Annotated in this window: 22 protein-coding genes; 4 read left to right on the top strand and 18 right to left on the bottom strand. The window is 68.5% G+C overall.

Annotated elements, in window-relative coordinates; genetic code table 11:
• Positions 1-74 precede the first annotated feature (74 nt).
• The 3 genes from coaE to A3AG_RS0115270 all read left to right on the top strand — a co-directional run bounded on the left by coaE (position 75) and on the right by A3AG_RS0115270 (position 1875).
• A complete protein-coding gene (gene coaE, locus A3AG_RS0115280) occupies positions 75-701 on the top strand; it encodes a dephospho-CoA kinase (protein WP_018006249.1) in 627 nt (208 codons plus the stop codon).
• 209 nt (positions 702-910) lie between these two features.
• Complete coding sequence (gene zapD / locus A3AG_RS0115275) at positions 911-1669, top strand: cell division protein ZapD (protein WP_012353939.1); 759 nt, start codon at positions 911-913, stop codon at positions 1667-1669.
• A 17-nt stretch (positions 1670-1686) separates the two neighbouring features.
• Entirely contained in the window at positions 1687-1875 is a 189-nt protein-coding gene (locus A3AG_RS0115270; RefSeq protein ID WP_018006248.1) for a DNA gyrase inhibitor YacG, read from the top strand.
• 22 nt (positions 1876-1897) lie between these two features.
• Here the strand turns inward: A3AG_RS0115270 and A3AG_RS0115265 are convergent, their stop codons facing one another.
• The 5 genes from A3AG_RS0115265 to secA all read right to left on the bottom strand — a co-directional run bounded on the left by A3AG_RS0115265 (position 1898) and on the right by secA (position 9605).
• Positions 1898-3937: an OPT family oligopeptide transporter gene (locus A3AG_RS0115265; RefSeq protein WP_018006247.1), complete on the bottom strand. Its 2040-nt coding sequence runs from the start codon at positions 3935-3937 to the stop codon at positions 1898-1900.
• Between the two features lie 90 nt (positions 3938-4027).
• Positions 4028-4474 (bottom strand): NUDIX domain-containing protein, encoded by a 447-nt coding sequence (locus A3AG_RS0115260; RefSeq protein WP_018006246.1) that lies wholly within the window; start codon positions 4472-4474, stop codon positions 4028-4030.
• Positions 4471-5376, bottom strand: coding sequence for an ATP-binding protein (locus tag A3AG_RS0115255; protein ID WP_012353943.1), 906 nt, complete (start codon positions 5374-5376; stop codon positions 4471-4473). Before A3AG_RS0115255 ends, A3AG_RS0115260 begins: the two co-directional genes overlap by 4 nt.
• Positions 5377-5447: 71 nt before the next feature.
• On the bottom strand, positions 5448-6686 hold the full coding sequence (argJ, locus tag A3AG_RS0115250) for a bifunctional glutamate N-acetyltransferase/amino-acid acetyltransferase ArgJ (RefSeq protein WP_018006245.1): 1239 nt from the start codon (positions 6684-6686) through the stop codon (positions 5448-5450).
• 141 nt (positions 6687-6827) lie between these two features.
• Positions 6828-9605: a preprotein translocase subunit SecA gene (gene secA, locus A3AG_RS0115245; protein ID WP_018006244.1), complete on the bottom strand. Its 2778-nt coding sequence runs from the start codon at positions 9603-9605 to the stop codon at positions 6828-6830.
• Between the two features lie 258 nt (positions 9606-9863).
• On the opposite strand from secA, the gene A3AG_RS0115240 reads away from it, so the two are divergent.
• Positions 9864-10367 (top strand): DciA family protein, encoded by a 504-nt coding sequence (locus A3AG_RS0115240; protein ID WP_018006243.1) that lies wholly within the window; start codon positions 9864-9866, stop codon positions 10365-10367.
• 67 nt (positions 10368-10434) lie between these two features.
• On the opposite strand, the gene lpxC is transcribed toward A3AG_RS0115240, so the two are convergent.
• From lpxC to A3AG_RS0115175, 13 genes are all read right to left on the bottom strand, one after another.
• Positions 10435-11352: a UDP-3-O-acyl-N-acetylglucosamine deacetylase gene (gene lpxC / locus A3AG_RS0115235; RefSeq protein WP_018006242.1), complete on the bottom strand. Its 918-nt coding sequence runs from the start codon at positions 11350-11352 to the stop codon at positions 10435-10437.
• A gap of 153 nt (positions 11353-11505) precedes the next feature.
• Positions 11506-12012: a peroxiredoxin gene (locus A3AG_RS0115230; protein ID WP_018006241.1), complete on the bottom strand. Its 507-nt coding sequence runs from the start codon at positions 12010-12012 to the stop codon at positions 11506-11508.
• A 475-nt stretch (positions 12013-12487) separates the two neighbouring features.
• Entirely contained in the window at positions 12488-13681 is a 1194-nt protein-coding gene (gene ftsZ / locus A3AG_RS0115225; RefSeq protein ID WP_018006240.1) for a cell division protein FtsZ, read from the bottom strand.
• Between the two features lie 190 nt (positions 13682-13871).
• Positions 13872-15104 (bottom strand): cell division protein FtsA, encoded by a 1233-nt coding sequence (gene ftsA / locus A3AG_RS0115220; RefSeq protein WP_012353950.1) that lies wholly within the window; start codon positions 15102-15104, stop codon positions 13872-13874.
• Positions 15101-16051, bottom strand: a complete 951-nt coding sequence (locus A3AG_RS0115215; RefSeq protein WP_018006239.1) for a cell division protein FtsQ/DivIB — start codon at positions 16049-16051, stop codon at positions 15101-15103. The genes ftsA and A3AG_RS0115215 overlap by 4 nt, the downstream gene beginning before the upstream one ends.
• A 24-nt stretch (positions 16052-16075) precedes the next feature.
• A complete protein-coding gene (locus A3AG_RS0115210) occupies positions 16076-17059 on the bottom strand; it encodes a D-alanine--D-alanine ligase (RefSeq protein WP_018006238.1) in 984 nt (327 codons plus the stop codon).
• On the bottom strand, positions 17056-18480 hold the full coding sequence (gene murC, locus A3AG_RS0115205; protein ID WP_018006237.1) for a UDP-N-acetylmuramate--L-alanine ligase: 1425 nt from the start codon (positions 18478-18480) through the stop codon (positions 17056-17058). The genes A3AG_RS0115210 and murC overlap by 4 nt, the downstream gene beginning before the upstream one ends.
• Positions 18481-18501: 21 nt before the next feature.
• Positions 18502-19572, bottom strand: coding sequence for an undecaprenyldiphospho-muramoylpentapeptide beta-N-acetylglucosaminyltransferase (gene murG / locus A3AG_RS0115200; protein WP_018006236.1), 1071 nt, complete (start codon positions 19570-19572; stop codon positions 18502-18504).
• Positions 19573-19681: 109 nt separating this feature from the next.
• On the bottom strand, positions 19682-20923 hold the full coding sequence (ftsW, locus tag A3AG_RS0115195; protein WP_018006235.1) for a putative lipid II flippase FtsW: 1242 nt from the start codon (positions 20921-20923) through the stop codon (positions 19682-19684).
• Positions 20920-22431, bottom strand: a complete 1512-nt coding sequence (gene murD / locus A3AG_RS0115190) for a UDP-N-acetylmuramoyl-L-alanine--D-glutamate ligase (RefSeq protein WP_018006234.1) — start codon at positions 22429-22431, stop codon at positions 20920-20922. The genes ftsW and murD overlap by 4 nt, the downstream gene beginning before the upstream one ends.
• 64 nt (positions 22432-22495) lie before the next feature.
• Complete coding sequence (gene mraY, locus A3AG_RS0115185) at positions 22496-23665, bottom strand: phospho-N-acetylmuramoyl-pentapeptide-transferase (RefSeq protein WP_018006233.1); 1170 nt, start codon at positions 23663-23665, stop codon at positions 22496-22498.
• 13 nt (positions 23666-23678) lie between these two features.
• Entirely contained in the window at positions 23679-25079 is a 1401-nt protein-coding gene (locus A3AG_RS0115180; RefSeq protein ID WP_018006232.1) for a UDP-N-acetylmuramoyl-tripeptide--D-alanyl-D-alanine ligase, read from the bottom strand.
• The gene (locus tag A3AG_RS0115175) at positions 25076-26647 is read right to left on the bottom strand and encodes a UDP-N-acetylmuramoyl-L-alanyl-D-glutamate--2,6-diaminopimelate ligase (protein ID WP_018006231.1); all 1572 of its coding nucleotides are present in this window, start codon (positions 26645-26647) and stop codon (positions 25076-25078) included. Before A3AG_RS0115175 ends, A3AG_RS0115180 begins: the two co-directional genes overlap by 4 nt.
• Position 26648 lies beyond the last annotated feature (1 nt).

The raw sequence follows: 26648 nt of genomic DNA, 5'->3' as shown, positions 1-26648 counted from the left end.
CGCCCGGCATCGGACCGGGGCCGAAGCGGCCGATGCTGGTATCGTTGCGGCAACAACGTCTGACAGAACCTCACATGCTGGAAATCGGACTGACCGGCGGCATCGGCAGCGGCAAGACCCGCGTTGCCGACATGTTTGCCGCGCGCGGCGCCGCGATCATCGATACCGACCTGCTCGCGCACGAGATCACCGCCCCGGGCGGGCGCGCCATCCCGGCGCTGGTCGAAGCCTTCGGGCCGGCCTGCCTGCGCCCGGACGGCGCCATGGACCGCGACGCGATGCGCGCACTGGTGTTTGCCGATCCCGCCGCCAAGGCGCGGCTCGAAGCCATCACGCACCCGCTGATCCGCGCGCTGACCACCGAACGCGCGCAGTCGATCCGCGCTGCCGGCGCGCACCCCTACCTGATCTACGTGGTACCGCTGCTGGTGGAGTCGGGCTCGTGGCGCGAACGCGTCGGCCGCGTGCTGGTGGTCGACTGCACCGAAGCCACGCAGGTGGCCCGCGTGATGTCGCGCAACGGCTTCAGCCGCGAACAGGTGCTGGCGATCATGGCCAGGCAGGCCACGCGCGCCGCACGCCTGGCATGTGCCGACGACGTCATCGACAACGACGGACCGGTGCAGGCGCTGGTGGCGCAGGTCGACCGGCTCGATCGCTACTACCGTGAACTGTCGGCCGCGGGCACGGTCCATCCATAACGCGCCGGGCCGGCGCGGTGGCGCATGGCATCATGCGGGCGACATTGTCCTCGGACCTGGTCTCGCATAGAATGCGCTGGAACATGCCGGGAAATCGCCGCATAGTGCCGGTATTCCACACGCATAGATCGCCCTTTCCGGTATTTCCCGGGCCTCATTCTGCACCGGGCCGCCCCTGAAGCGCCCGACGCCCTGCACGGACACAGCACTTGATTCTGTACGAATACCCTTTCAACGAACGCATCAGGACTCTTCTGCGCCTGGAAGACCTGTTCGATCGGCTGGAATACTTCCTCGGCCAGGATCATGCCCAGCAGCACCATGTCGCGCTGACCACGCTGTTCGAGATCATCGACGTCGCCGGCCGCGCCGACCTCAAGACCGACCTGATCAAGGAACTGGAGCGCCAGCGCCAGGCGCTGGCGCCGCTGCGCGCCAATCCGCAGATCGACCAGGACGCGCTCGACTCGGTCATCGGCGAGATCGAGCAGGGCATCGCCATGCTCAACCAGACCGTGGGCAAGGCCGGGCAGTTGCTGACCGACAACGAGTGGCTGACCAGCATCCGCAGCCGCGCCATCATCCCCGGCGGCACCTGCGAGTTCGACCTGCCCGCCTACTATGCATGGCAGCATCGCCCCGCCGAAGACCGCCGCGCCGACATCCTGAAATGGGCGCGTCCGCTGGTGTCGCTGCGCATGGGCACCACCATCGTGCTGCGGCTGCTGCGCGAAGCCGGCCAGAGCGGCAAGGTGATCGCCACCGGCGGCAGCTACCAGCAGATGCTGTCGGGCCGCAGCTACCAGCTGATGCAGGTCTACCTGGACGACTCGCTGCTGGCCTTCATCCCCGAGATGAGCGCCAACAAGTACATGCTGTGGGTGCGCTTCACGCAGCAGGACGGCGACCTGCGCCCGCGCTCGGTCGATGCCGATATCCCGTTCCTGCTGAAACTCTGCAATTTCTGAAGCCCGCGCTGAACGCCATGCCTGCTGTCGTCAAATGCCCCACCTGCGGCACCGAGGTGGCCTGGGTGCCCGACAACAAATTCCGCCCGTTCTGTTCCGAGCGCTGCAAGCAGATCGATCTCGGCGCCTGGGCGTCGGAGAAATACGTGATCGGCGGCAAGCCGGGCGAGACCTCCCCGGACCGGTCCGAAGACGAGGACGACTGAAGGCGCGCCAGCGCCTTCGTCCTCAGTGCGCCGCCGCCAGCACGCGGCGGTAGAAGCCCACGCACACCAGCCCGAACACCGCCAGGCCCAGCCACTGCGCGGTCGCTTCAAACCCGCCCCCGACCACGGCCAGCGGCGCATCGCTGCCTGACAGGCCGATCACCCCGGCCAGCATCACGCCGACCAGGCTTTCGCCGACGATCAGGCCGGAGGCCAGCAGCGTGCCGCGCCGCTCGGCGTGCTCCAGTGCCAGCTGCACGTCGTCGCCGCGCGCGGTGGCGCGGCGGCGCTCGGCGCGCAGCAACAGCCACGACAGTACCGCCCCCACCACCAGCGCCGAGCTGATCGTCGGCGGCAGGTAGATGCCGATGCCCACCGCCAGCACGGGCAGCCGCGCCGCGCCGCCGCGGCGGCGCAGGATCTCGTCGATGGCGATCAGCACCACGCCCAGCCCGATGCCGGTCAGGATCATGTTCCAGTTGAGCTGGTGCGTGAAGATGCCGGTGGCGATCGCAGTCATCAGCGTCGCCTGCGGCGCGGCCAGCGCCTGGTTCGGGTCCATGCCCGCGCGCGGCAGCGCCCCGGCGAAGCCATAGGCGCTGTAAAGCAGCTCGAGCACCGGCGGGATCACCGCGGCGCCGACCACGCAGCCGATCAGCAGCGCCACCTGCTGGCGCCACGGCGTCGCGCCCACCAGCCAGCCGGTCTTCAGGTCCTGCAGGTTGTCATTGGCGATGGAGGCCACCGCCACCACCGCGGAGGTGGTGAAGATCGCCAGCGCGATCGCGAACTTGCCGCCCTCGGGCGTGGCCAGCAGGCCATCGGCCTGGCCCGCCAGCAGGATCAGCAGCGACACCAGGATCACCGCGATGATGCCGATGCCCGAGATCGGGCTGGCCGACGAGCCCACCAGTCCGGCCATGTAGCCGCACGCCGCCGCCACCAGGAAGCCGAAGATGAAGGCGAACACCACCGCGTAGGCCACCAGGCGCCAGCGCGCCCCGCCATCGAGCGGCGCCGGCGCGAGGAACCAGGCGAACACCGTCACCAGCACCACCAGCAGGGCCAGCATCACCAGCCCGATCCACTTCGCCGGCATGTCCTGCTGCGTGCGCGGCACGCTGCCCTGCCCCGCCGGGCCGGCCTGCAGCGCGCCGAACGAGGCGCGGATGCCATAGAGCATCGGCCTGGCCAGTGACAGCAGCGTCCAGATCGCGGCGATGCCGATGGTGCCGGCGCCGATAAAGCGTGCCTGCTGGCTCCACACCATGGTGCCGAAGGCCGACAGCGTGGCGCCGTCCGGGCGCGGCGTGACCGCGGTCAACCACGGCACCGCGACGCCCCAGGTCAGCACCAGCCCGAGCAGCATGGCCAGCCCGCCGACGATGCCGACCAGGTAGCCCGCGCCCACCAGCGCCAGCGAGAACCCCATCGACAGCCGCACCACCGAGGCGCCCGCCGCCAGCCAGAAATTAGCGCCCTCGGCCAGCACGCGCAAGCCGCCGGCGGCGAAGCTGAACAGCCCCGCCACCAGCCCCCCGGCCATCAGGTCGGCCAGGCCGGTCGCCTGTGGCTTCTGGCCCGGCGCAGCGTCAGCCGGCGCGGCGCTGCCCACGCGCAGGATTTCCGCCGCGGCCACGCCCTCGGGATAAGGCAGCTCGCTCTGCACCACCATGGCATGGCGCAGCGGGATGCTGAACACCACGCCCAGCATGCCGCCGGCCGCGCAGATCGCCAGCGTCTGCCAGAACGGGAAGCCCTGCCAGTGGCCCAGCATCACCAGGCCGGGCAGGATAAAGATGATCGACGACAGGGTGCCCGCGGCCGAGGCCTGCGTCTGCACCATGTTGTTTTCCAGGATGTTGGCGCCGGGGAAGAGCCGCAGCACGGCCATCGAGATCACCGCCGCGGGGATCGCCGACGAGAAGGTCAGGCCGACCTTCAGGCCCAGGTAGATATTGGAGGCGGTGAACACGACCGTGATCAGCGCACCGAGGACGATGCCGCGCAGGGTCAGTTCAGGCAGGGAAACGTCGTCGGCGATACGATCGACACGTAGCATGCAGGTTCCTTTCCTGTGGAGCCGGGCCACTGGCCCGGGCGGCGCACAAGCGGGCGCCGCGGCCGCTTGTCGGTGACGCGGGACGGCAGGTCAGCCGTTGCGCGCTTCCTCGGCCAGCCATGCCACCACGGGAATGGTGGCCGGCAGCAGCGGCCCCACCGTCACTGGCGTGCCCTGCCACGAGAAGGCCTGGCCTTCGCGGCCGACGGGCTCGCCCTGCCAGGCCGTGACCTTGCAGAAATGCAGCCGCACATAGGCGTGCGGGTAGTCATGTTCCAGGATGTGCCAGCGCTCGCATTGCGTGACATCAAGACCCAGCTCTTCGTGCAGTTCGCGCGCCAGCGCTGCCTCCACCGACTCGCCCGGCTCCAGCTTGCCACCGGGGAATTCCCAGTAGCCCTCGTAGGGCTTGCCGGCCGGGCGCTGCGCCAGCAGGAAGCGGCCGTCGGGCTGCACCAGCACGCCGACCGCGACCTCGGTCACCTTGCGCGGCGGGTTGCCGCCGGTGATTGCGGGGTTTTGCGTCGCCGCGCTCATGCCTTGGCGTCCCCCGCGACATCGGCGATGTAGGGCTTGCCGTGCTTGCCGCCCCAGTCGCGCGCGAACTGCCAGGCCACGCGGCCAGAGCGCGAACCCCGCTCCAGCGCCCACACCAGCGCGTCGCCGCGCGCCGCGGCGATGTCGGCGTCGGTACAGCCGAAGTGCCGCAGCCAGTGGCCGACGATGGCCAGGTACTCGTCCTGCTTGGGCGGGTAGAACGACAGCCACAGGCCGAAACGCTCGGACAGCGAGATCTTTTCTTCCACCACTTCGCCCGGATGGATCTCGCCGTCGTCGGTGTGGCGGTAGCTCTCGTTGTCCTTCATGTACTCCGGCAGCAGGTGCCGGCGGTTGGACGTGGCGTAGATCAGCACGTTGTCCGACTGCGCCGCGACCGAGCCATCCAGCGCCGACTTGAGCGACTTGTAGCCCGACTCGCCCTCCTCGAACGACAGGTCGTCGCAAAAGATCACGAAGCGCTCGGGCCGCTGCGAAACCAGCTCGACGATATCGCCGAGGTCGCCCAGGTCGTCCTTGTCGACCTCGACCAGCCGCAGCCCGTCCTGTACGAAGGCATTGAGGCAGGCCTTGATCAGCGACGACTTGCCGGTGCCGCGCGCGCCGGTCAGCAGCACGTTGTTGGCGGGCAGGCGGTTCACGAACTGGCGGGTATTGCCGACGATGGCATCCTTCTGGCGCTCGATGTTCTTCAGGTCGTCCAGGTGGATCGGCGGCAGCTGGCGTACCGGCTGCAGGTAGCCGATATTGCCGAACAGGCTCTGGCGCTTGCGCCAGCGGAACGCGACCGCCTCCTGCCAGTCCGCATCGCTCAGTTGCGGCGGCAGCCATTGTTCGAGTCGGGCAAGGAAATTGTCGAGGCGGGCGGCGAGGTCAGACATGGCAGCGGGGCGGTGGCGACAGGCAGGGAGAATCGATGCCCTTCCCGCGTGCGCGGGAAGGACGGACAGGCTCAGGAACGGTAGTCGGCGTTGATCGACACGTAGTCGTGCGACAGGTCGCAGGTCCACACGGTGGCTTCGGCATTGCCGCGGCCGAGCGCGATGCGCACGGTGATCTCGGCCTGCTTCATCACGCGCTGGCCGTCTTCCTCGCGGTAGTCGGGATTGCGGCCGCCGTCGCGGGCGACCCAGACATCGTCCAGCCACAGGTTGACGCGGCCGACATCGAGATCGTCCACGCCGGCGTAGCCGACCGCGGCCAGGATGCGGCCCAGGTTGGGGTCCGAGGCATAGAACGCGGTCTTGACCAGCGGCGAATGCGCCACCGCGTAGGCGATCCGGCGGCACTCGGCCACGTCCTTGCCGCCTTCCACGCGGATGGTGATCAGCTTGGTCGCGCCCTCGCCGTCGCGCACGATCATCTGCGCCAGCTCCTGCGCCAGGCTCGTCACCGCCTCGTGCAGCGCTTCAAAGGCCGGACCTTCGGCGCGGTCGATCACGGCGCCCGACTTGCCGGTGGCGATCAGCACGAACGAATCGTTGGTCGAGGTATCGCCATCGATGGTGATGCTGTTGAACGAGTGGTCGGCGGCGTGCGTCACCAGCGCCTGCAGCACCGGCTGCGCCACGGCGGCATCCATGGCGATGAAGCCCAGCATGGTCGCCATGTTCGGGCGGATCATGCCGGCGCCCTTGCTGATGCCCGACAGCGTCACGGTCTTGCCGTCGATCTGCACCGTGCGCGACGCGACCTTGGGCTGGGTGTCGGTGGTCATGATCGCTTCCGCGGCGGCCAGCCAGTTGTCGGCGCTGGCGTTGGCGATGGCGGCGGGCAGCCCGGCCAGCAGGCGGTCCATCGGCAGTTGCTCGAGGATCACGCCGGTCGAGAACGGCAGCACCTGCGCGGCCTCGATGCCCAGCTGCGCGGCCAGCGCGTCGCAGGTGGCGCGGGCGTTGGCCAGGCCCTGCTCGCCGGTGCCGGCATTGGCATTGCCGGTATTGACCACCAGCGCGCGGATGCCCTTGCCAGCTTTGTTCGCTGCCTCCAGGTGCTCGCGGCACACCTGCACCGGCGCGGCGCAGAAGCGGTTGCTGGTGAAGACGCCGGCCACGGTGCTGCCTTCGGCCACGCGCACCACCAGCACGTCCTTGCGGTTGGCCTTGCGGATGCCCGCCTCGGCCCAGCCGAGCTCCACGCCGGCGACGGATTTCAGGTTCTCTGCCTGGGGCAGCGGAAGATTGACGGGCATGCAGGACTCCTCGATGTTGCTGCTAGCGACTTGCTGGTCTCAGACGAACATGCCCGCGAAGGGCGGGCATGTTCGATTCCTCTTGCGCCACTCCCGTGCTGCGGGGAGCGGCGTCATACCGGATGCCCGGCCTGGCTCAGTTCAGCTGAGCTTGCCGTGGCACTGCTTGAACTTCTTGCCCGAGCCGCACGGGCACGGATCGTTGCGGCCGACCTTGGGCATGCCCGCCAGCGCCAGTTCGGCGGCGGCCAGGGCCGTGCCGGTGCGCGGCGACGGCGCTTCCTCGACCGGCTCGCGGCCTTCGGCGAACTCGTCGTGCTTGTACTGCACGTTCTCCAGGTGCGACAGGCCTTCCTCGATCTGCTCCGAAGCCTGTTCCAGCTCTTCCGGCGACTGGATCTGCACGTTGAAGGTCACGCGCGTGACTTCGTTCTTGATCACGTCGAGCAGGCGCGCAAACAGCTCGAACGACTCGCGCTTGTACTCCTGCTTGGGGTCCTTCTGCGCGTAGCCGCGGAGGTGGATGCCCTGGCGCAGGTGGTCCAGCGCGGCCAGGTGCTCGCGCCAGTGCGTGTCGATGCTCTGCAGCATGACCGAGCGCTCGAAGCCGGCGAACGACTCGCGGCCCACCATGGCCACCTTGCTGTCGTAGCGCTCCGTCGCCGCCTTCATGATCAGGTTGAGCAGCTCTTCGTCCTCGATGCTCTGCGCGCCCTCGATGGTCTTTGCCAGCGGCACTTCCAGGCCCCAGTCCTCGCGCAGGCGCGTTTCCAGGCCGGCAATGTTCCACTGCTCTTCCATGGTGTCGGCCGGCACGTGGTCGCGGAACAGCTCGATCAGCACGCTCTCGCGCAGGTTGGTGACCATCTCGCCGACATCATTGGCCTCGAGCACGTCGTTGCGCAGCTTGTAGATTTCCTTGCGCTGGTCGTTGGCGACGTCGTCGTACTGCAGCAGCTGCTTGCGGATGTCGAAGTTGCGGCCTTCCACCTTGCGCTGCGCCGATTCGATCGAGCGCGTGACGATGCCGGCTTCGATCGGCTCGCCCTCGGGCATCTTCAGGCGCTCCATGATGGCGCGCACACGGTCGCCGGCGAAGATGCGCAGCAGCTGGTCGTCCAGCGACAGGTAGAAGCGCGACGAGCCCGGGTCGCCCTGGCGGCCGGCGCGGCCACGCAGCTGGTTGTCGATGCGGCGCGACTCGTGGCGTTCGGTGCCGACGATATGCAGGCCGCCGGCGGCCTTGACCTGCTCGTGCAGCGACTGCCATTCATCCTTGAGCTGCTGGACGCGCGCGGCCTTGTCGGCGTCGGACAGGTTCGGGTCCGCTTCGATAAAGCCGGCCTGCTTCTCGACGTTGCCGCCCAGCACGATGTCGGTGCCGCGGCCCGCCATGTTGGTGGCGATGGTGATCATCTTCGGGCGGCCGGCCTGCGCCACGATCTCGGCTTCGCGGGCGTGCTGCTTGGCATTGAGCACCTGGTGCGGCAGCTGCTCGCGCTCGAGCAGGCCCGACAGGTATTCCGAAGTCTCGATCGAGGTGGTGCCGACCAGCACCGGCTGGCCGCGCTCGTAGCAGTCGCGGATATCGCGCACCACGGCGTCGTAGCGCTCCTTGCCGGTCTTGTAGATCTGGTCCTGCAGGTCCTTGCGCTGGGTCGGGCGGTTGGTCGGGATCACCACCACTTCCAGGCCGTAGATCTCCTGGAACTCGTACGCTTCGGTATCGGCCGTGCCGGTCATGCCGGCCAGCTTCTCGTACATGCGGAAGTAGTTCTGGAACGTGACGGTCGCCAGCGTCTGGTTTTCCTGCTGGACGGTGACGCCTTCCTTGGCTTCCACGGCCTGGTGCAGGCCGTCGGACCAGCGGCGCCCGGTCATCAGGCGGCCGGTGAATTCATCGACGATCACGACTTCGTCGTTCTGCACCACGTAGTGCTGGTCGCGGTGGAACAGGCTGTGCGCGCGCAGGGCCGCGTACAGGTGGTGCATCAGCGTGATGTTCTGCGGCGCGTAGAGCGATTCGCCCTCGCCGATCAGGCCCAGCTGCGACAGGATCTCTTCGGCCTTTTCATGGCCGGCCTCGGTCAGGTAGACCTGGTGGCCCTTCTCGTCGACGTAGTAGTCGCCCGGCTTCTCGACCCCGGTGCCGTCGGCCTTTTCCTCGCCGATCTGGCGCTCGAGCAGCTTGGGGATGCCGTTCATGCGCTGGTACAGGTCGGTCTGGTTCTCGGCCTGGCCGGAGATGATCAGCGGGGTGCGGGCCTCGTCGATCAGGATCGAGTCCACCTCGTCGACGATGGCGTAGTGCAACGGCCGCTGCACGCGCTGTGACGGGTCGTAGACCATGTTGTCGCGCAGGTAGTCGAAGCCGAACTCGTTGTTGGTGCCGTAGGTGATGTCGGCGTTGTACGCCGCCTGCTTCTGGTCGTGCGCCATCTGCGACAGGTTCACGCCCACCGACAGGCCCAGGAAGTTGTACAGCCGGCCCATCCACTCGGCATCGCGCTGCGCCAGGTAGTCGTTGACGGTGACCACGTGCACGCCCTTGCCGGTGATGGCATTCAGGTACACGGCCAGCGTCGCGGTCAGGGTCTTGCCTTCGCCGGTGCGCATCTCGGCGATCTTGTTGTCGTTCAGCACCATGCCGCCGATCAGCTGCACGTCGAAGTGGCGCATCTTCATGACGCGCTTGCTGGCCTCGCGGCACACGGCGAAGGCTTCGGGCAGCAGCGCCTCGAGCGATTCGCCGCCGGCGTGGCGCTGCCGGAAGGCCTCGGTCATGCCGCGCAGCTCGTCGTCGGAGAGCTGCTCGAACTTCGGCTCCAGCGCATTGATCTGCGCCACCGTGCGGCGGTATTGCTTGATCAGCCGCTCATTGCGGCTGCCGAAGACTTTCTTGAGAAGGCCCGTGATCATCGATTGCTTTCACCTGCGCGGAACCGGGTGGCATCCCCAGGGAAGGCGGACTGCCCCGGAGGCCGGGCGCGGTAATGGATAGATTGGCGCAAAACGCCGAGTTTATCATGTGCCGGGGTCACGCCCGGCGGCGCGGGGCCCCGGCGCGGGCCCTGCGGCAAGCAGTTTGGGATGGTTGCGCCGGCTTCAATCCGGCCGCCCTCGCCTTGGGCCCGCTCTGCCCTGCGTGCACGCGCCGCCCCTTGCTAGAATGGACCCATGCGCCGCTTCACCCATCCCGCCCTGCAGACCCCCGCCGCCAAGCCGCTCAACGACTGGCTGGACAAGGCCGGCCCGGTGTCGGCGCTGCTGCAGACGGCGCGCCAGCTGTCGGTGCTCGAGGCCGAGGTGCTGGCGCTGCTGCCGGCCGGCATGCGCGCGGGCCTGGCCGTGGCCGGCATCAAGCGCGACCCGTCCGACCCGAATGGCCAGGTGCTGCTGTTGCTGGCCGCCCATGGCGCGGCCGCGGCGCGGGTGCGCCAGGTCGTGCCCACGCTGCTGGCACGGCTGCAGCAGCGCGGCTCGCCGGTCACCTCGATCCGCGTGCGGGTGCAGCCCGAGGTGCAGCGCCATTCCGACTGGGAGGTGGAGCCGGTAGCACGGCCTCGCACCGGCGGCCGCATGACCCCCACCGGGCTGGCCAACCTGGACCAGCTCGCGCGCAGCCTGCCCGATTCGCCGCTGCGCGACGCGCTCAATACCCTGCTGTCCCACCACCGCTAAGCGCCGGACCCGCGCCCCAAACAAAAAAGCCGACCGGTCAGGGTCGGCTTTCTGCAGGCGCGGCAGCTCAGGCGAAGGCCGGCTGGGCCTGCGGCAGGAACGCCGCCGGGGCTTCCTCGACGCGCTCGAAGGTAACCAGCTCGTAGGCTTCCTGGTCCGCCAGCAGCGCGCGCAGCAGCTGGTTGTTGAGGCCGTGGCCGGACTTGTTCGCCACATAGGCGCCGATCAGAGGATGGCCCACCACGTACAGGTCGCCGATCGCATCCAGGATCTTGTGGCGCACGAACTCGTCGCCGTAGCGCAGTTCCTCGTTGTTGAGCATGCGGTGCTCGTCCAGCACGATCGCGTTGTCCAGGCTGCCGCCGCGCGCCAGGCCCATTTCGCGCAGGGCCTCGACTTCATGCGCAAAGCCGAAGGTGCGGGCGCGGGCAATCTCGCGCACATAGCTGGTGTCGGCAAAATCGATCGAGAAGGTCTGGCCGGTCTTGTCGACCGCCGGGTGGCGGAAGTCGATGGTGAACGACAGCTTGAAGCCGAAGAACGGCTCCAGCCGCGCCAGCTTGTCGCCCTCGCGCACCTCCACCGGCTTCTTCACGCGGATGAAGGTCTTGGGCGCGTTCTGTTCCTCGATGCCGGCCGACTGCAGCAGGAACACGAACGACGCGGCGCTGCCGTCCATGATCGGGATTTCCTCGGCATCGACGTCGACATAGAGGTTGTCGATGCCCAGGCCGGCGCAGGCGGACATCAGGTGCTCGACGGTGGAAACGCGCGCACCATCCTTCTGCAGCACCGACGCCAGGCGCGTGTCGCCGATGGCCGAAGCGGCCACGGGAATCTCGACGGCCTCGGGCAGGTCGACGCGGGTGAAGACGATGCCGGTACCGGCCGGCGCCGGACGCAGCGTCAGCGTGACCTTGCGGCCGGAGTGCAGGCCGATGCCAACGGTCTTCACCAGGGATTTGATCGTGCGCTGTTTGAGCATGACAGCCTCAACAATTATTAAAATCTATCGTGTTATCTTTTTGATTAAGGGATTTTACCACCACATCCGGGTCGCTGCAGCCGGCTTTTGTTTCTGGCTGTTAACACGCCTGTCACAAGTTGCGTATTATCCACGTTTACCCGGATGACTGTGTCAGCCACGCAACGCCGCCAGAACGGCCTCGGCGCTGCTGACGCGGAATTCGCCCGGCGCCTCGACGTCGAGCCGGGTCACCACGCCATCCTCGACCACCATGGCGAAGCGCTTGGCGCGCACGCCCAGGCCGCGCGCGCTCAGGTCCTGGTCCAGGCCCAGTGCGCGGGTCCACTCGGCGCTGCCGTCGGCCATCATCCGGACCTTGCCGGCCACCTGCTGCTCGCGGCCCCAGGCGCCCATCACGAAGGCATCGTTGACCGAGACGCACCAGACCTCGTCCACGCCGGCGTCGCGCAATGCCTCGGCATGCTGAACGAAGCCCGGCACATGCTTGGCCGAACACGTCGGGGTGAAGGCGCCGGGCAGGCCGAACACGACGATCTTGCGGCCGCGGACCAGGTCCGCCACCTTGAAGGCATTGGGACCGAGCGCGCAGCCGTTGCTTTCGGTTTCGAAGAATTCGTACAGCGTGGCGTCGGGGACGCGGGAACCGACAGTGATCATGGCGCTCTGGTTTTCCTGGGGTGTCTGAACGGGTCTATGAAGGATAGGACGGATGCGGGACCGCATGGCGGCGCATTGCCGCGGGGCAACCTAACGATCATAGGCGCCCGGCCGGCGCTGCTAAAGCCGGATCACATCCGCTTACGTCCGGACCAATATTCGGACGAATTCCGGTACACCTGAAGACGCTACAAAGACGTCCGCGCGGCGCACCTTTTGGGTGCGCCGCGCGGACGCCGATACATCCCGACCGGGAAGGCGGGAAACCAGTCCGGGGAGGCGGCCAGCGGCACGCCCGACCCGGCGACGGGATGCGGGTGAAGTCAGTCCGGCGCAGGCGCGGCGCCGCCGGCAGCCCGGCGGTTCACGTCAGCCATGCAAGGCACGCGCGGATGGGGAGCGCACGTGCATCGCGACCAGGCGACGCGTTCCGTCAGGCGGCCGGTGGAGGCACCGATGCCGCGCCAGGCAGGCTTCAGTCTGCCTGCTTGCGCAGGAAGGCCGGGATGTCGTACGTATCCACACCCTTTTCCTGCAGCGCCGCCACGTGGGCCGAAGCCGACTCACGCGAGCTGCGCCACACCGCCGGCGTATCCAGGTTGCTGTAGTCCGGCGAGCTGTGCTGCGCGGCGGTGGCGGCCATGTTGGCCATCATCTGCACCGGCATGTTGTCGGTGCCGGTCTTGAGCAGCGTCATCGGCTGCTGCTTCTTGGCCGAGCGGCCCAGGCCGGTCGCGACCACGGTCACGCGCAGCGCATCGCTCATCGAGTCGTCGTACACCGTACCGAAGATCACGGTCGCATCTTCCGCGGCGTAGCTGCGGATGGTGTTCATGACTTCCTTGGTTTCCGACAGCTTCAGCGAACGGCTGGCGGTGATGTTGACCAGCACGCCGCGCGCGCCGGACAGGTCCACGCCTTCCAGCAGCGGGCTGGCCACGGCCTGCTCGGCTGCCAGGCGGGCGCGGTCGACGCCCGACACGGTGGCCGTCCCCATCATGGCCTTGCCCTGCTCGCCCATCACCGTCTTGACGTCTTCGAAGTCGACGTTGACCAGGCCGTCAACGTTGATGATCTCGGCAATGCCGGCCACCGCGTTGTGCAGCACGTCGTCGGCGCACTGGAAGCACTTGTCCATCTCGGCATCGTCGCCCATCACTTCGAACAGCTTCTCGTTGAGCACCACGATCAGCGAGTCGACGCTCGATTCCAGCTCGCTGGAACCGTGCTCGGCCACCTTGGCGCGGCGCGCGCCTTCGAAGTCGAATGGCTTGCTGACCACGCCCACGGTCAGGATGCCCATCTCCTTGGCCACCTGCGCGACGATCGGCGCGGCGCCCGTGCCGGTGCCGCCGCCCATGCCGGCAGTGATGAAGACCATGTGCGCGCCGCGCAGCGCGTCGGCGATCTGATCGCGCGCCGATTCGGCGCAGTTGCGGCCCACTTCCGGCTTGGCGCCGGCGCCCAGACCCGTGTTGCCGAGCTGCAGCACGCGCGAAGCGCTCGAACGCTTGAGCGCCTGGGCGTCGGTGTTCATGCAGATGAATTCGACGCCTTGCACGCCGCGGCTGATCATGTGCTGCACGGCGTTGCCGCCCGCGCCGCCCACGCCGACCACCTTGATGATGGTGCCGTCCTGCACTTCCGTTTCGATCATGTCAAAGTCCATCACTGCCTCCGAGAAAAATCAGTCCCCAGACGATGCGGCCTCCCCGCCGCAACCCCTGGTTTCTGAACAAGAAACCAAAAAAAGAAAACCTGAAAACCGTTACCTGGCACGCAAGCCTGTCCGGTAGACCGTCCTGCCCGCGCACCGTTGCATCGCCGGCGCACCGCCGGCGCATCCATTCGCGCGCGGCTCAGAAATTGCCAACGAACCATTCCTTCATGCGGGTCCACACCTGCTTGACCGACCCGCTCTGCACCGCCACCTTGCGCCCGCGCATCCGTTGCACGCGGCCCTCCAGCAGCAGGCCCATCACCGTCGCGTAGCGCGGGCTCTTCACCACCTCGTGCAGGTTGCCGCGGTACTCGGGCACGCCGACGCGCACGGGCTTGAGGAAGATGTCCTCGCCCAGCTCGACCATGCCCGGCATCATCGCGGTCCCACCGGTGATGACCACGCCCGACGACAACAGTTCTTCATATCCCGACTCGCGCACCACCTGGTGCACCAGCGAGTACAGTTCCTCGATGCGCGGCTCGATCACCGCGGCCAGCGCCTGGCGGCTGAGCGTGCGCGTGCCGCGGTCGCCCACGCCGGGCACCTCGATCATGTCTTCCGGGTCGGCGATCGCCTGCTTGGCGATGCCGTACTGGATCTTGATGTCCTCGGCGTCGGGCGTCGGCGTGCGCAGCGCCATCGCGATATCGTTGGTGATCTGGTCGCCGGCGATGGGGATCACGGCCGTATGGCGGATCGCGCCTTCGCTGAAGATGGCGATGTCGGTGGTGCCGCCGCCGATGTCGACCAGCACCACGCCCAGTTCCTTCTCGTCCTCGGTCAGCACCGCCAGGCTCGACGCCAGCGGCTGCAGGATCAGGTCGTGCACTTCCAGCCCGCAGCGGCGCACGCACTTGACGATGTTCTGCGCGGCGCTGACCGCGCCGGTGACGATATGCACCTTCACTTCCAGGCGGATGCCGCTCATGCCGATGGGCTCGCGCACGTCTTCCTGGCCGTCGATGATGAATTCCTGCGTCAGGATGTGCAGGATCTGCTGGTCGGTCGGGATGTTGACCGCCTTGGCGGTCTCGATCACGCGCGCCACGTCGGTCTGCGTGACCTCCTTGTCCTTGATCGCCACCATGCCGCTGGAATTGAAGCTGCGGATATGGCTGCCGGCAATGCCGGTGAAGACCTCCGAAATCTTGCAGTCGGCCATCAGCTCGGCCTCTTCCAGCGCCTTCTGGATCGACTGCACGGTGGCCTCGATGTTGACCACGACCCCTTTCTTCAGACCCTTGGACTCAGACTGGCCCATCCCGATCACCTCGTAGCTGCCGTCGGGGCGCAGTTCCGCCACCACGGCCGCCACCTTAGAGGTGCCGATATCGAGACCGACCAACAGGTCCTTGTATTCCTTGCTCATCGGGTTTTCTCCGCGTTCTTGCTCTTCAGTCGCGTCGGATTGTTGTTGGATGTACCTGAAACCGTTGCGGCCGCCCCCGGCCTGGCGGCGCCGGTCGCCGCACTCGTCGCCGCACTCGCCGCCTTTGCCTTGGCCGCTTTCTCGGCCTTTTCCGCCCGCACCGCCGCCGCGATCTGCGCCTCGGTCAGGAAGCGCGCGTTGGCGGCACGGATGGCAAAGCCGTTCGGATAGCGCAGGTCGGCATATTCGATCTGGCTGCCCCACTGCTGCGTGACCTGCGGCCAGGCCGCGACGAAGCGGCGCACGCGCTGGTCCATCGCGCTGCGGTCCTCGTCGTTCTGCTCGCGCCCCAGTTCGACCTCCATGCCGTTGGACAGGCGCGCGCGCCAGGCGTAACGGCCGGACAGCGCCACCGCCAGCGGCTCGGCCTTGAGCGGCTTGAACCACTGGCGCATGACCTCGAGTTTCTCGATCACGTCGGCTTCGCTATCCGGCGGCCCGTCCAGCGCCAGCAGCTGCGCGTCTTCTTCCGCCTCGGCGGTGTTGGCGACAAAGATCTCGCCATAGGTGTTGATCAGGCGGCCGCTGTCGGGCGCACCCCAGGTGCCCAGCGCCTCGTGTTCCTCGACCTCGACCGCCAGGCCGTTGGGCCATTCGCGCCGCACGCTGGCGCGCCGCACCCACGGCACCGACTCGAACGCCTGGCGCGCCGCGTTCAGGTCCAGCGTGAAGAAGTTGCCGCTCAGCTTGCCCAGCGCGCTGGCGCGCACGCTCGGCGCGTTCACGTGGCGCAGCGCGCCGCCGTCCATCGGGCCGATCTCCACATGCGTGATGGCAAACACCGGCCGCTGCGCCAGCCACAGCAGGCCCGCCGCGAGCGCCATCAGCGCCACCACCGCATACAGCGTGGAGGCGATCAGGTTAAGCAGGCGTGCGTTATGCCACATGGTCCGGTGCGGTCTCGGGTGAAGTTATTCGGGTTTCCAATGCTCGTTGGGATGCAGGTCCAGCGTCGCGGCGGCCAGCACCTGCAGCACGAAGTCCTCGTAGCTGATGCCGACCGCGCGCGCCGCCATCGGCACCAGCGAATGGCCGGTCATGCCGGGCGAGGTATTCATCTCGAGCAGGAAAGGCGTGCCGTCGGCGCGCAGCATCACGTCGGCGCGCGCCCAGCCGCGGCAGCCCAGCACGCGGTAGGCCTGCACCGCCAGCGCCTGCACCTGCCGTTCGACTTCGGCATCCAGGCCCGACGGACACAAGTACTGGGTATCGTCAGTAAAGTACTTATTTTGATAGTCGTAGTTGGCCTCGGGCGCGACGATGCGGATCACCGGCAGCGCTTCGGCGCTGTCGCCCTCGCCCACCACCGGGCAGGTCAGCTCGGCGCCGTCGATAAAGGTCTCGGCGATGACGTCGTTGTCCAGCGCCGCGGCCTTGTCGAACGCCGCGCGCATCTGGTCCGCGGCGGTGACCTTGGTCAGGCCGATCGACGAGCCTTCGCGCGCCGGCTTGACGATCAGCGGCAGGCCCAGGTCGGCCGCCACCGCGTCAAAGTCGGTGTCGGCATGCAGCATGGCGAAGCGCGGCGTGGCCAGCCCGTGCGTCATCCACAGGCGCTTGGTGGCCTGCTTGTCCATCGCCAGCGCCGACGCCAGCACGCCGCTGCCGGTGTACGGCACGCCCAGCTGCTCGAGCAGGCCCTGGATGGTGCCGTCCTCGCCGTAGCGGCCGTGCAGCGCGATGAAGACGCGGTCGAAGCCGGCCGCTGCCAGCTCGGCCACGCCCTGCAGGCCGGGGTCGAAGCCGTGCGCGTCGACGCCGCGCGACTGCAGCGCGGCCAGCACGCCATTGCCGGACATCAGCGAGATCTCGCGCTCGGCCGAGCGCCCGCCCAGCAGCACGCCGACCTTGCCCAGCGAGCCGGGATCGATATTGGGATGCGCGACGAAGCTCATGCCTGGCTCCCTTGCAGCGGTTGCTGGTGCGACACCAGTTGCCCCGGCACGCCGCCGATCGAGCCCGCGCCCATGGTCACGACCACATCGCCGGGCCGTACGGCATTCAGGATGGCCTGCGGCATCTCTTCCATCTGCTCCACGAAAACAGGTTCGACCTTGCCGGCCACGCGCAGCGCGCGGGTCAGCGCACGGCCGTCGGCGGCCACGATCGGCGCCTCGCCGGCGGCATACACCTCGGACAGCAGCAGGGCATCGACCGTACCCAGCACCTTGACGAAGTCTTCAAAGCAATCGCGCGTGCGGGTGAAACGGTGCGGCTGGAACGCCAGCACCAGGCGGCGCCCGGGGAACGCGCCGCGCGCCGCGGCCAGGGTGGCGGCCATTTCCACCGGGTGATGGCCGTAGTCGTCGACCAGCGTAAAGGTGCCGGCGCCGTCGGGCGTAGCCACCTCGCCGTAGCGCTGGAAGCGGCGGCCAACGCCATGGAACTCGCGCAGCGCCTTGACGATGGCGGCGTCGGGCACTTCCAGCTCGGTGGCGATGGCGATCGCCGCGAGCGCGTTCTGCACGTTGTGCAGGCCGGGCAGGTTCAGCACGATCTCCAGCGGCGGCTCGGTATGGCCGTTGAGCTGGCGCAGCACGGTGAAGTGCATCTGGCCGTCGACCGCGCGCGCATCGACGGCGCGGATCTGCGCGTCTTCGGCAAAGCCGTAGCGCACCACCGGCTTGGACACGAGCGGCAGGATCTCGCGCACGTTGGGATCGTCCACGCACAGCACCGCGATGCCGTAGAACGGCAGCCGCTGGGTGAATTCGATGAACGCCTGCTTGAGCCGGGCGAAGTCATGCCCGTAGGTGTCCATGTGGTCGGCATCGATATTGGTGATGACCTCGATGACCGGGAACAGGTTCAGGAACGAGGCATCCGATTCGTCGGCCTCGGCCACGATGAAATCGCCGGTGCCCAGGCGCGCGTTGGCGCCGGCCGAATTCAGCCGGCCGCCGATGACGAAGGTGGGATCGAGGCCGCCTTCGGCCAGCACCGAAGCCACCAGGCTGGTGGTGGTGGTCTTGCCGTGCGTGCCGGCGATGGCCACGCCCTGCTTCAGCCGCATCAGTTCGGCCAGCATCACCGCGCGCGGCACCACCGGGATGCGCCGGCTGCGCGCGGCCAGCACTTCGGGGTTGTCGCCGCTGACCGCGGTCGACACCACCACCGCGTTGGCGCCGCTCACATTGGCGGCGTCATGGCCGTGCATGACGGTGGCGCCGAGCGACGCCAGGCGCCGCGTGGCGGCATTGTTGCCCACGTCCGAGCCCGAGACCTTGTATCCCAGGTTCAGCAGGACCTCGGCGATGCCGCTCATGCCGGCGCCGCCGATGCCCACGAAGTGGATGTTCTTGACGATATGCTTCATTGGATTGCTGCTTCGCTCACTTCAGTCCCTGGCCAGCTCGCGGCATACCTCGGCGACGCGCCGGGTTGCCTCAGGCCTGGCCAGTCCGCGCGCCAGGCGCGCCATGTCCTTCAACTGCGACCGGGTCAGGCTGGCAATGGTTTGCGCCAGGCCCTCGGCCGTCAGGTCTTTCTGCTGCACGAGCAGGGCCGCGCCCTGGCTCGACAAAAACTGTGCGTTGGTGGTCTGGTGGTCGTCCACCGCGTGCGGGAACGGCACGAACAGCGCCGCCACGCCCGCCGCGGCCACTTCCGATACCGTCATCGCGCCGGCGCGGCAGATGACCAGGTCGGCGTCGGCATAGGCCTGCGCCATGTCGTCGATAAACGGCAAGGTCTGCGCCGGCACCTGCGCCGCGGCGTAGTTGGCGCGCAGCGTGTCGATCTGCTTCGCGCCGGCCTGGTGCGTCACCACCGGACGCCGGTCCTGCGGCAACAGCGCGATGGCCCTGGGCACCACCTCGTTGAGCGCGGCGGCGCCCAGGCTGCCGCCCACCACCAGGAGGCGCAGCGGGCCGTCGCGCCGGTCGTAGCGCGCCTCGGGGGCATCCAGTTGCGCCAGTTCCGCGCGCACCGGGTTGCCGGTCCATTCGCTGCCGGGCAGCGCATCGGGGAACGCGCACAGCACGCGGTCGGCCACCCGCGCCAGCACCTTGTTGGCCAGCCCGGCGATCGAGTTCTGCTCGTGCAGCACCAGCGGCCGCCCCAGCAGCGAGGCCATCATGCCGGCCGGGAAGGTGATGTAGCCGCCCATGCCCAGCACCACGCTCGGACGCACCCGCCGCAGCGCGGCAATGCTTTGCCAGAACGCGCGCAGCAGGTTCAGCGGCAGCAGGAACTTGGTCACCAGCCCCTTGCCGCGCAGCCCGCCGAACTGGATGAATTCCATCGGGATGTCGTGCTTCGGCACCAGCGTGGCTTCCATGCCGGTGCGGTTGCCCAGCCAGACCACGTTCCAGCCCTGCGCGCGCAGCGCCTGCGCGACCGCCAGCCCGGGGAACACATGCCCCCCGGTGCCGCCGGCCATCACGAGCAGGGTGCGCGGCTGGGTCATACCTTCCCTCCACGCATCATGACTCTGTTTTGGCTTCGGCCGCTGCGCTTAACTTCCTGCAGTCGCAGGAAGTTAGCCTTCGCCGAAATCGCGTGCTGCTGCGTTCCGGTCATACCTTCCCTCCACGCATCAGCACGCGATTTTCATAATCAATGCGAAGAAGGATCGCCAGCGCCACGCAATTCATCAGGATGCCCGAGCCGCCATAGCTGACCAGCGGCAGCGTCAGCCCCTTGGTCGGCAGCAGGCCCAGGTTCACGCCCATGTTGATAAAGGTCTGCCAGCCGATCCAGACGCCGATGCCCTTGGCCACCAGGCCGGCAAAGGTGCGGTCGAGCTGAAGCGCGGTGCGGCCGATATTGAAGGCGCGCCGCACCAGCCAGTAGAACAGCACGATCACCACCAGCACGCCGATAAAGCCGAACTCCTCGCCGATCACGGCTAGGATGAAGTCGGTGTGTGCTTCGGGCAGGTAGTGCAGCTTTTCGATGCTGCCGCCCAGCCCCACGCCGGTCCATTCGCCGCGCCCGAAGGCAATCAGCGAGTGCGTCAGCTGGTAGGCCTTGCCGAGCGCATTGCTCTCTTCCCATGGATTCAGGTAGGCGAAGATCCGCTCGCGCCGCCACGGCGACGCGGTAATCAGCAGCGCGAACGCGCCCACCGCCACCCCGACCAGCCCGGCGAAGAGCTTGCCGTTGATGCCGCCCAGGAACAGGATGCCCATCGCCACCGCGGCGATCACCAGGAACGCGCCCATGTCGGGTTCCAGCAGCAGTAGCAGGCCCACCACCACCACCGCCACGCCCATCGGCAGGAAGCCCTTGGACACGGTCTGCATCCACTCCTGCTTGCGCACGGTGTAGTTGGCGGCATACAGCACCACCGCCAGCTTCATCAGCTCGGACGGCTGGAAGTTCATCACGCCCAGCGGAATCCAGCGCCGCGCGCCGTTCACGCCCTTGCCGACGAACGGCACCAGCACGATCACCAGCAGGATCAGGGCAAGGATAAAGAGCTTGGGTGCGTAGCGGTCCCATACCTTGACCGGTACCTGGAACGCGGCCAGCCCCACCGACAGCCCGATCCCCAGCGCGAACGCATGGCGCAGCAGGAAGTGGCTTTCGCGATAGTTGGCGTAGCGCGGCGAGTCCGGCAGCGCGATCGAGGCCGAGTAGACCATTACCAGGCCGAGCGCGAGCAGCACGATCGAGACCCACAGCATGGGCTGGTCGTACTCCATCATGCGCGAGCGGGTCGGCTTGACGCCCGACACCGCGTCGCGCAGGCCGCCCCAGGCATTGCCGATGGTGGCGCCGATAAATCCGCTGCGCTTGACCTGTGCGTCACTCATGGCAGGATCCCCCGGGACAGCGCCAGTTCTTCCACCGCGCCGCGGAACACCTCGGCGCGATGCACGTAATTGCGGAACATGTCCAGGCTGGCGCACGCCGGCGACAGCAGCACCGCGTCGCCGGCCTGGGCCAGCGCGGCGGCCTGTGTCACCGCCGCTTCCAGCGTGGCGGCGTCGACCAGGCTGGCGCCGCTGCCCTGCAGCGCATCGCGCAGCTCAGGCGCGGCGCGGCCGATCAGCACCACCGCGCGCGCGTACTGGGCCACCGGCGCCGCCAGCGGCGAGAAATCCTGCCCCTTGCCCTCGCCCCCTGCGATCAGCACCACGCGCTTGTCCAGCCCCGACAGCGCGGCCATGGTGGCGCCCACGTTGGTGCCCTTGCTGTCGTCGAAATACTCGACGTCGTCGATGGTGGCGACCCATTCCACCCGGTGCGGCTCGCCGCGGTACTCGCGCAGGCCGTGCAGCAGCGCGTTCAGCGGCAGGTCGATGGCCCGGCACAGCGCCAGCGCCGCCATCGCGTTGGTGGCGTTATGCATGCCGCGGATATGCAGCGCGTCGGCCGGCATCAGGCGCTTGTGGCGCACCGGCACCGCTTCCGGCACGGCCTCGGCGGCCTTGCGGCGGCGCGGCTTGCCCTCCCCTTCCGCGTCGGGATCGGGCTCGGCCAGCACCAGCCAGGGCATGCCGCCCTCGCGCAGGATGCCAAAGCTGCCCGGCACTTCCGGCAGGTCGATGCCGAAGGTCACCGGCATCGAGCCCGGGCGCGCCATGTCCAGCGTCAGGCGGTCGTTGCGGTTCAGCACCTGCACGCACGTGCTGCCGGCCGGGCCGAAGATGCGCGCCTTGGACGCGGCGTAGGCTTCCATCGAGCCATGCCAGTCGAGGTGGTCCTGCGTCACGTTGAGCACGGTGGCGGCATGCGGCGCCAGCGTATGAGTGGTTTCCAGCTGGAAACTCGACAGTTCCAGCACCCAGACCTCCGGCAGCGAGGCCGAGGCGATGCAGGCCGACAGCTTGTCCAGCGCCGACGGGCTGATATTGCCCGCCACCGCCACGCTCTTGCCGGCGCGCTCGACCAGGCGGCCGGTCAGCGCGGTGGTGGTGGTCTTGCCGTTGGTGCCGGTGATCGCCAGCAGCCTGGGCGCATAGCCGGACTCGGCTTCGAGGTGGCGCAGCGCGCGCACGAACAGCTCGATCTCGCCCCACACCGGGATGCCGCGTGCCTGCGCCGCCGTCAGCAGCGCGCCGGTGGCGGGCTCCAGCGGCGACAGGCCGGGGCTGATCGCCACCAGGCCGATGCCGTCGAGCAGGCTTTCGGCGAAGGGGCCGCCGACGAATTCGGCCGAAGTCAGTTCGGCCTGCAGGAACACAAGGTTGGCGGGCGCCTCGCGCGTGTCGGCCACGCGCACCGCGCAGCCGTTCAGGCCACACCAGCGCGCCATGGCCAGCCCCGACTCGCCGAGGCCCAATACCAGCACATGAGGTTTTTGCAGCTCGCCAAACACTTCGATTTCCTGCCTTTGGTTTCCTGTAACGATAAAGCCGCGCCTCTTCAGCGCAGCCTCTTTCCTAACGCAGCTTCAGGGTCGACAACCCGATCAGCACCAGCAGCATGGTGACGATCCAGAAGCGCACCGTGACCTGGGTTTCCTTCCAGCCGCCAAGCTCGAAATGGTGATGCAGCGGCGCCATGCGGAACAACCGCCTGCCCTCGCCATAGCGGCGCTTGGTGATCTTGAACCACGTGACCTGCGCCATCACCGACAGCGTTTCCACGACGAAGATGCCGCCCATCACGAACAGCACGATTTCCTGGCGCACGATCACCGCCACCGTACCCAGCGCGCCGCCCAGCGCCAGCGCGCCCACGTCGCCCATGAACACCTGCGCCGGATGCGCGTTGAACCAGAGGAAGGCCAGCCCCGCCCCGCCCAGCGCCGAGCAGAAGATCAGCAGCTCGCCCGCGCCCGGGATATGCGGGAACAGCAGGTACTTGCTGTAGACCGCGTTGCCCATCACGTAGGCAAACACGCCCAGCCCGCCGCCGACCAGTACCACCGGCATGATCACCAGTCCGTCCAGGCCGTCGGTCAGGTTGACGGCGTTGCTCGAGCCCACGATCACCAGGTAGGTCAGCACGATGAAGCCGGCCACGCCCAGCGGATAGCTGATCTCCTTGAAGAAGGGCACGATCAGGTTGGACTTGTACGGCATGTCCAGCGACAGCCCGCCCTCGACCCAGTTCAGGAACAGCTCCCAGACCCGTACGTTGCTGCTCTCGGACACCGAAAACGCCAGGTAGACCGCGGCCACCAGGCCGATCAGCGTCTGCCAGAAAAACTTCTCGCGGCTCGACATGCCGCGCGGGTCGCGATACACCACCTTGCGGTAGTCGTCGACCCAGCCGATCGCGCCATAGCCGAAGGTGACCAGCATCACCACCCAGATAAAGCGGTTGCCCCAGTCGCACCACAGCAGCGTCGATACCGCGATCGACACCAGCACCAGCACGCCGCCCATGGTCGGCGTGCCGGACTTGACCAGGTGCGTTTGCGGGCCGATGGTGCGCACCGCCTGGCCGACCTTCAGTTCGGTCAGCTTGCGGATCACCCACGGCCCGAACGCCAGGCCGATCACCAGCGCGGTGACGTTGGCCATCACCGCGCGGAAAGTCAGGTAGTTGACGACCCGGAGGAAGCTGTAGTCGTTTTGCAGCCACTGGGCCAGAGCCAATAACATCGTGTTGTCTTATTTAGTGTGCGGAAGTGTCTGCGACCAGCGCCGCGACCATCCGTTCCATGCGCATGAAGCGCGATCCCTTCACCAGCACGGCGCCCGCTTGCGCCACCATGCCCCCGCTGTCTTCCTCCAAGGCCCTGGCCAGGTCTTCCGCGCCGCCGAAATGGCGGCCGTTGGCGCCGAACGCCTGCACCGCATGGACCGCCAGCGCGCCGGTGGCCCACAGTGCGTCGATGCCGCGCACCCGCGCGTAGGCCCCGATCTCTTCGTGGAACGCCGGCCCCTGGTCGCCCACCTCGCCCATGTCGCCCAGCACCAGCACGCGCGGCGCGGCAAAGCCGGCCAGCACGTCGATGGCGGCGCGCATCGAGTCGGGATTGGCGTTATAGGTGTCGTCAATCACCACCGTGCCGGCCGGCGTGTACTTGACCTGCAGCCGCCCCTTCACGGGCTTGAACTGCGCCAGGCCCGACTGGATTGCCGGCACCTGCACGCCCGCCGCGAGCGCGCAGGCGATTGCCGCCAGCGCGTTGCGCACGTTGTGCTCGCCCAGCAGCGCCAGCCGCACCTCGAAGGCATGGCCCGGCGCGCGCACCTGCATCCCCTGCACGCCGTCGACCAGTTCCACGGTCGCATGCACGTCGGCCTGCTGCGAGGTGCCGAACGACAGCGTGCGGCGCGCGCCCGCGGCCGCGCGCCACACCGGCGCGTAGGCGCCGCCGCTTTCCGCGTCGAGCGGGAACACCGCCACGCCGTCGGCGGGCAGCGCCGCGAGCGCGGCGGCATGCTCGTGCGCCACGCCCTCCACGCTGACCATGAACTCCTGGTGCTCGCGCTGGGCGTTGGTGATCACCGCCACGGTGGGCTGGGCGATGCCGGCCAGGTAGACGGTCTCGCCCGGATGGTTCATGCCGAGCTCCAGCACCGCCAGCTTGTGCGTGGCGCGCAGGCGCAGCACAGTCAGCGGCAGGCCGATATCGTTGTTCAGGTTGCCGCCGGTGGCCAGGCGCTGATCCTCGCCGACGGCCGCGGCGAAGATCGCCGCGATCATTTCCTTGACCGTGGTCTTGCCATTGCTGCCGGTCACCGCCACCGCGGGCAGCGTGAACTGGCGGCGCCAGCCGGCACCGAGCTCGCCCAGCGCAATGCGCGTGTCCGGCGCGACGATGGCCGGCACCGCGGCATCGACCTCGCGGCTTACCAGCACCGCGGCGGCGCCGCGCGCGACCACGTCGGCAATGAAGTCATGCGCGTCGAAGCGCTCGCCGCGCAGGGCCACGAACAGGTCGCCGGGCTCGACGCTGCGGCTGTCGGTATGCACGCGCGCGAACGGCACGGCGCCGTCGCCGCAAATGCGCGCGCCGGCGATCCAGCCGGCGGCTTGCTGCAAGGTGGTCATGGTGGTCTGGCTCATGCCGATACTCCGCGCGTGGCCAGTGCCAGCCGTACGTGTTCGCGATCCGAGAACGGGCGCTTGCGGCCCTGGATCTCCTGGGTGGCCTCGTGGCCCTTGCCCGCCACCAGCACCACGTCGGCCGGCGCGGCGTGCCGGACCGCATAGAGGATGGCGGCGGCGCGGTCTTCGATCTGGCGTCCGCGCGCGCGTTCGGCCATGCCGTCGGCGATCGCGTCGAGGATGTCCTGCGGGTCTTCGCTGCGCGGGTTGTCGCTGGTCAGCACGATTTCGTCGGCCAGGCGCTCGGCCACGGCGCCCATCAGCGGGCGCTTGATCGGGTCGCGGTCGCCGCCGCAGCCGAACACGCACCACAGGCGGCCATTGCGCGCCTGCGCCACCGGACGCAGCGCGGCCAGGGTCTGCTCGAGCGCGTCGGGGGTGTGGGCATAGTCGACCACGGCCAGCGGCGCCTGCGCGGCGTCGTGGCCGGCACCGGCGCCGAACAGCTCCATGCGTCCTTCCACCGGCGCGAGCGCGCGCAGCGCGGCAATCGCCGCGTCCCACGCCACGCCGTTGGCCAGCGCGGCGCCCAGCACCGCCAGCAGGTTGCTGACATTGAAGGCGCCGATCATCGGCGTCGCCATCTCGGCGTGGCCGAAGCTGCCGTCGATATGGAAGGCGGTGCCGGTGGCCGTGGCGCGCACGTTGGTGGCGCGCAGCCATGCACCGCGCGGGCCACGCACCGTGGCAGCGGCGGGGCCGTCGATGCCGTATTCGATCACGTGCGGCGCGGCCACGGCGGCGGCGTCGGCCGCCAGCAGGCGCTGGCCCATGCCGTCGTCGCGGTTGATCACCGCGGTGCGCAGGCCGTCCCAGCGGAACAGGCGCGCCTTGGCGGCCTCGTACTCGGCCATCGAGCCGTGGTAGTCGAGGTGGTCCTGGGTCAGGTTGGTCAGCACCGCCACCGAGAAATGCGTGCCGGCCACGCGCTCCTGTTCGAGGCCGTGCGAGGACACTTCCATCGCCACGGCGCGCGCGCCGGCGTCGTGCAGCGTGGCCAGGCTGGCCTGCAGCTGCACCGCGTCGGGCGTGGTGAAGCCGGTGGCCTGCAGCGCGTCGGGGAAGCCGGTGCCGAGCGTGCCGATGGCCGCGCAGCGCGTGCCGGCGGCCTGCAGCACCCGCGCCAGCCACTGGCTGCACGAGGTCTTGCCGTTGGTGCCGGTGATGCCGGTCACGGCCAGGCCGCGCGCCGGGTTGCCGTGCCAGCCGGCGGCGATCGGGCCGGCCAGCTGGTGCAGGCGGCTCACGGCCAGGTGCGGCACGGCGTCGCCGAAGGGCCAGTCGAAGCCGTCGGCCTCATAGACCACGGCGCCGGCGCCGGCGGCGATCGCCTGGGCAATATACGGCCGGCCGTCGGTGGCGAGGCGGTCGTTGCCCAGCACGTAGGCGAAGAACACATCGCCGCGCGCCAGGCGCCGGGTATCGCCGGTCAGCTGCGCCGCGGCGGCCACGTTGGTACGCAGCCAGGCCAGCGCGTTGCTGGCCTGGGCGGTGACCTCGAGGGGGAGCAGGGGCTTGGCCGTCATC

This window comes from Cupriavidus neocaledonicus (assembly GCF_000372525.1).
Classification (GTDB): Bacteria; Pseudomonadota; Gammaproteobacteria; order Burkholderiales; family Burkholderiaceae; genus Cupriavidus; species Cupriavidus neocaledonicus.
This window is presented reverse-complemented; position numbering and strand designations above follow the sequence as displayed.

Coding starts and splice junctions, on each gene's coding strand:
- ftsA (WP_012353950.1), bottom strand. CDS start 15,104: ATGAGCAAGGAATACAAGGACCTGTTGGTCGGTCTCGATATCGGCACC.
- A3AG_RS0115230 (WP_018006241.1), bottom strand. CDS start 12,012: ATGATCACTGTCGGTTCCCGCGTCCCCGACGCCACGCTGTACGAATTC.
- ftsW (WP_018006235.1), bottom strand. CDS start 20,923: ATGAGTGACGCACAGGTCAAGCGCAGCGGATTTATCGGCGCCACCATC.
- A3AG_RS0115240 (WP_018006243.1), top strand. CDS start 9,864: ATGCGCCGCTTCACCCATCCCGCCCTGCAGACCCCCGCCGCCAAGCCG.
- secA (WP_018006244.1), bottom strand. CDS start 9,605: ATGATCACGGGCCTTCTCAAGAAAGTCTTCGGCAGCCGCAATGAGCGG.
- murG (WP_018006236.1), bottom strand. CDS start 19,572: ATGACCCAGCCGCGCACCCTGCTCGTGATGGCCGGCGGCACCGGGGGG.
- lpxC (WP_018006242.1), bottom strand. CDS start 11,352: ATGCTCAAACAGCGCACGATCAAATCCCTGGTGAAGACCGTTGGCATC.
- A3AG_RS0115265 (WP_018006247.1), bottom strand. CDS start 3,937: ATGCTACGTGTCGATCGTATCGCCGACGACGTTTCCCTGCCTGAACTG.
- A3AG_RS0115255 (WP_012353943.1), bottom strand. CDS start 5,376: ATGTCTGACCTCGCCGCCCGCCTCGACAATTTCCTTGCCCGACTCGAA.
- ftsZ (WP_018006240.1), bottom strand. CDS start 13,681: ATGGACTTTGACATGATCGAAACGGAAGTGCAGGACGGCACCATCATC.
- murC (WP_018006237.1), bottom strand. CDS start 18,480: ATGAAGCATATCGTCAAGAACATCCACTTCGTGGGCATCGGCGGCGCC.
- coaE (WP_018006249.1), top strand. CDS start 75: ATGCTGGAAATCGGACTGACCGGCGGCATCGGCAGCGGCAAGACCCGC.
- A3AG_RS0115260 (WP_018006246.1), bottom strand. CDS start 4,474: ATGAGCGCGGCGACGCAAAACCCCGCAATCACCGGCGGCAACCCGCCG.
- A3AG_RS0115175 (WP_018006231.1), bottom strand. CDS start 26,647: ATGACGGCCAAGCCCCTGCTCCCCCTCGAGGTCACCGCCCAGGCCAGC.
- A3AG_RS0115270 (WP_018006248.1), top strand. CDS start 1,687: ATGCCTGCTGTCGTCAAATGCCCCACCTGCGGCACCGAGGTGGCCTGG.
- A3AG_RS0115180 (WP_018006232.1), bottom strand. CDS start 25,079: ATGAGCCAGACCACCATGACCACCTTGCAGCAAGCCGCCGGCTGGATC.
- A3AG_RS0115210 (WP_018006238.1), bottom strand. CDS start 17,059: ATGAGCTTCGTCGCGCATCCCAATATCGATCCCGGCTCGCTGGGCAAG.
- argJ (WP_018006245.1), bottom strand. CDS start 6,686: ATGCCCGTCAATCTTCCGCTGCCCCAGGCAGAGAACCTGAAATCCGTC.
- A3AG_RS0115215 (WP_018006239.1), bottom strand. CDS start 16,051: ATGTGGCATAACGCACGCCTGCTTAACCTGATCGCCTCCACGCTGTAT.
- mraY (WP_018006233.1), bottom strand. CDS start 23,665: ATGTTATTGGCTCTGGCCCAGTGGCTGCAAAACGACTACAGCTTCCTC.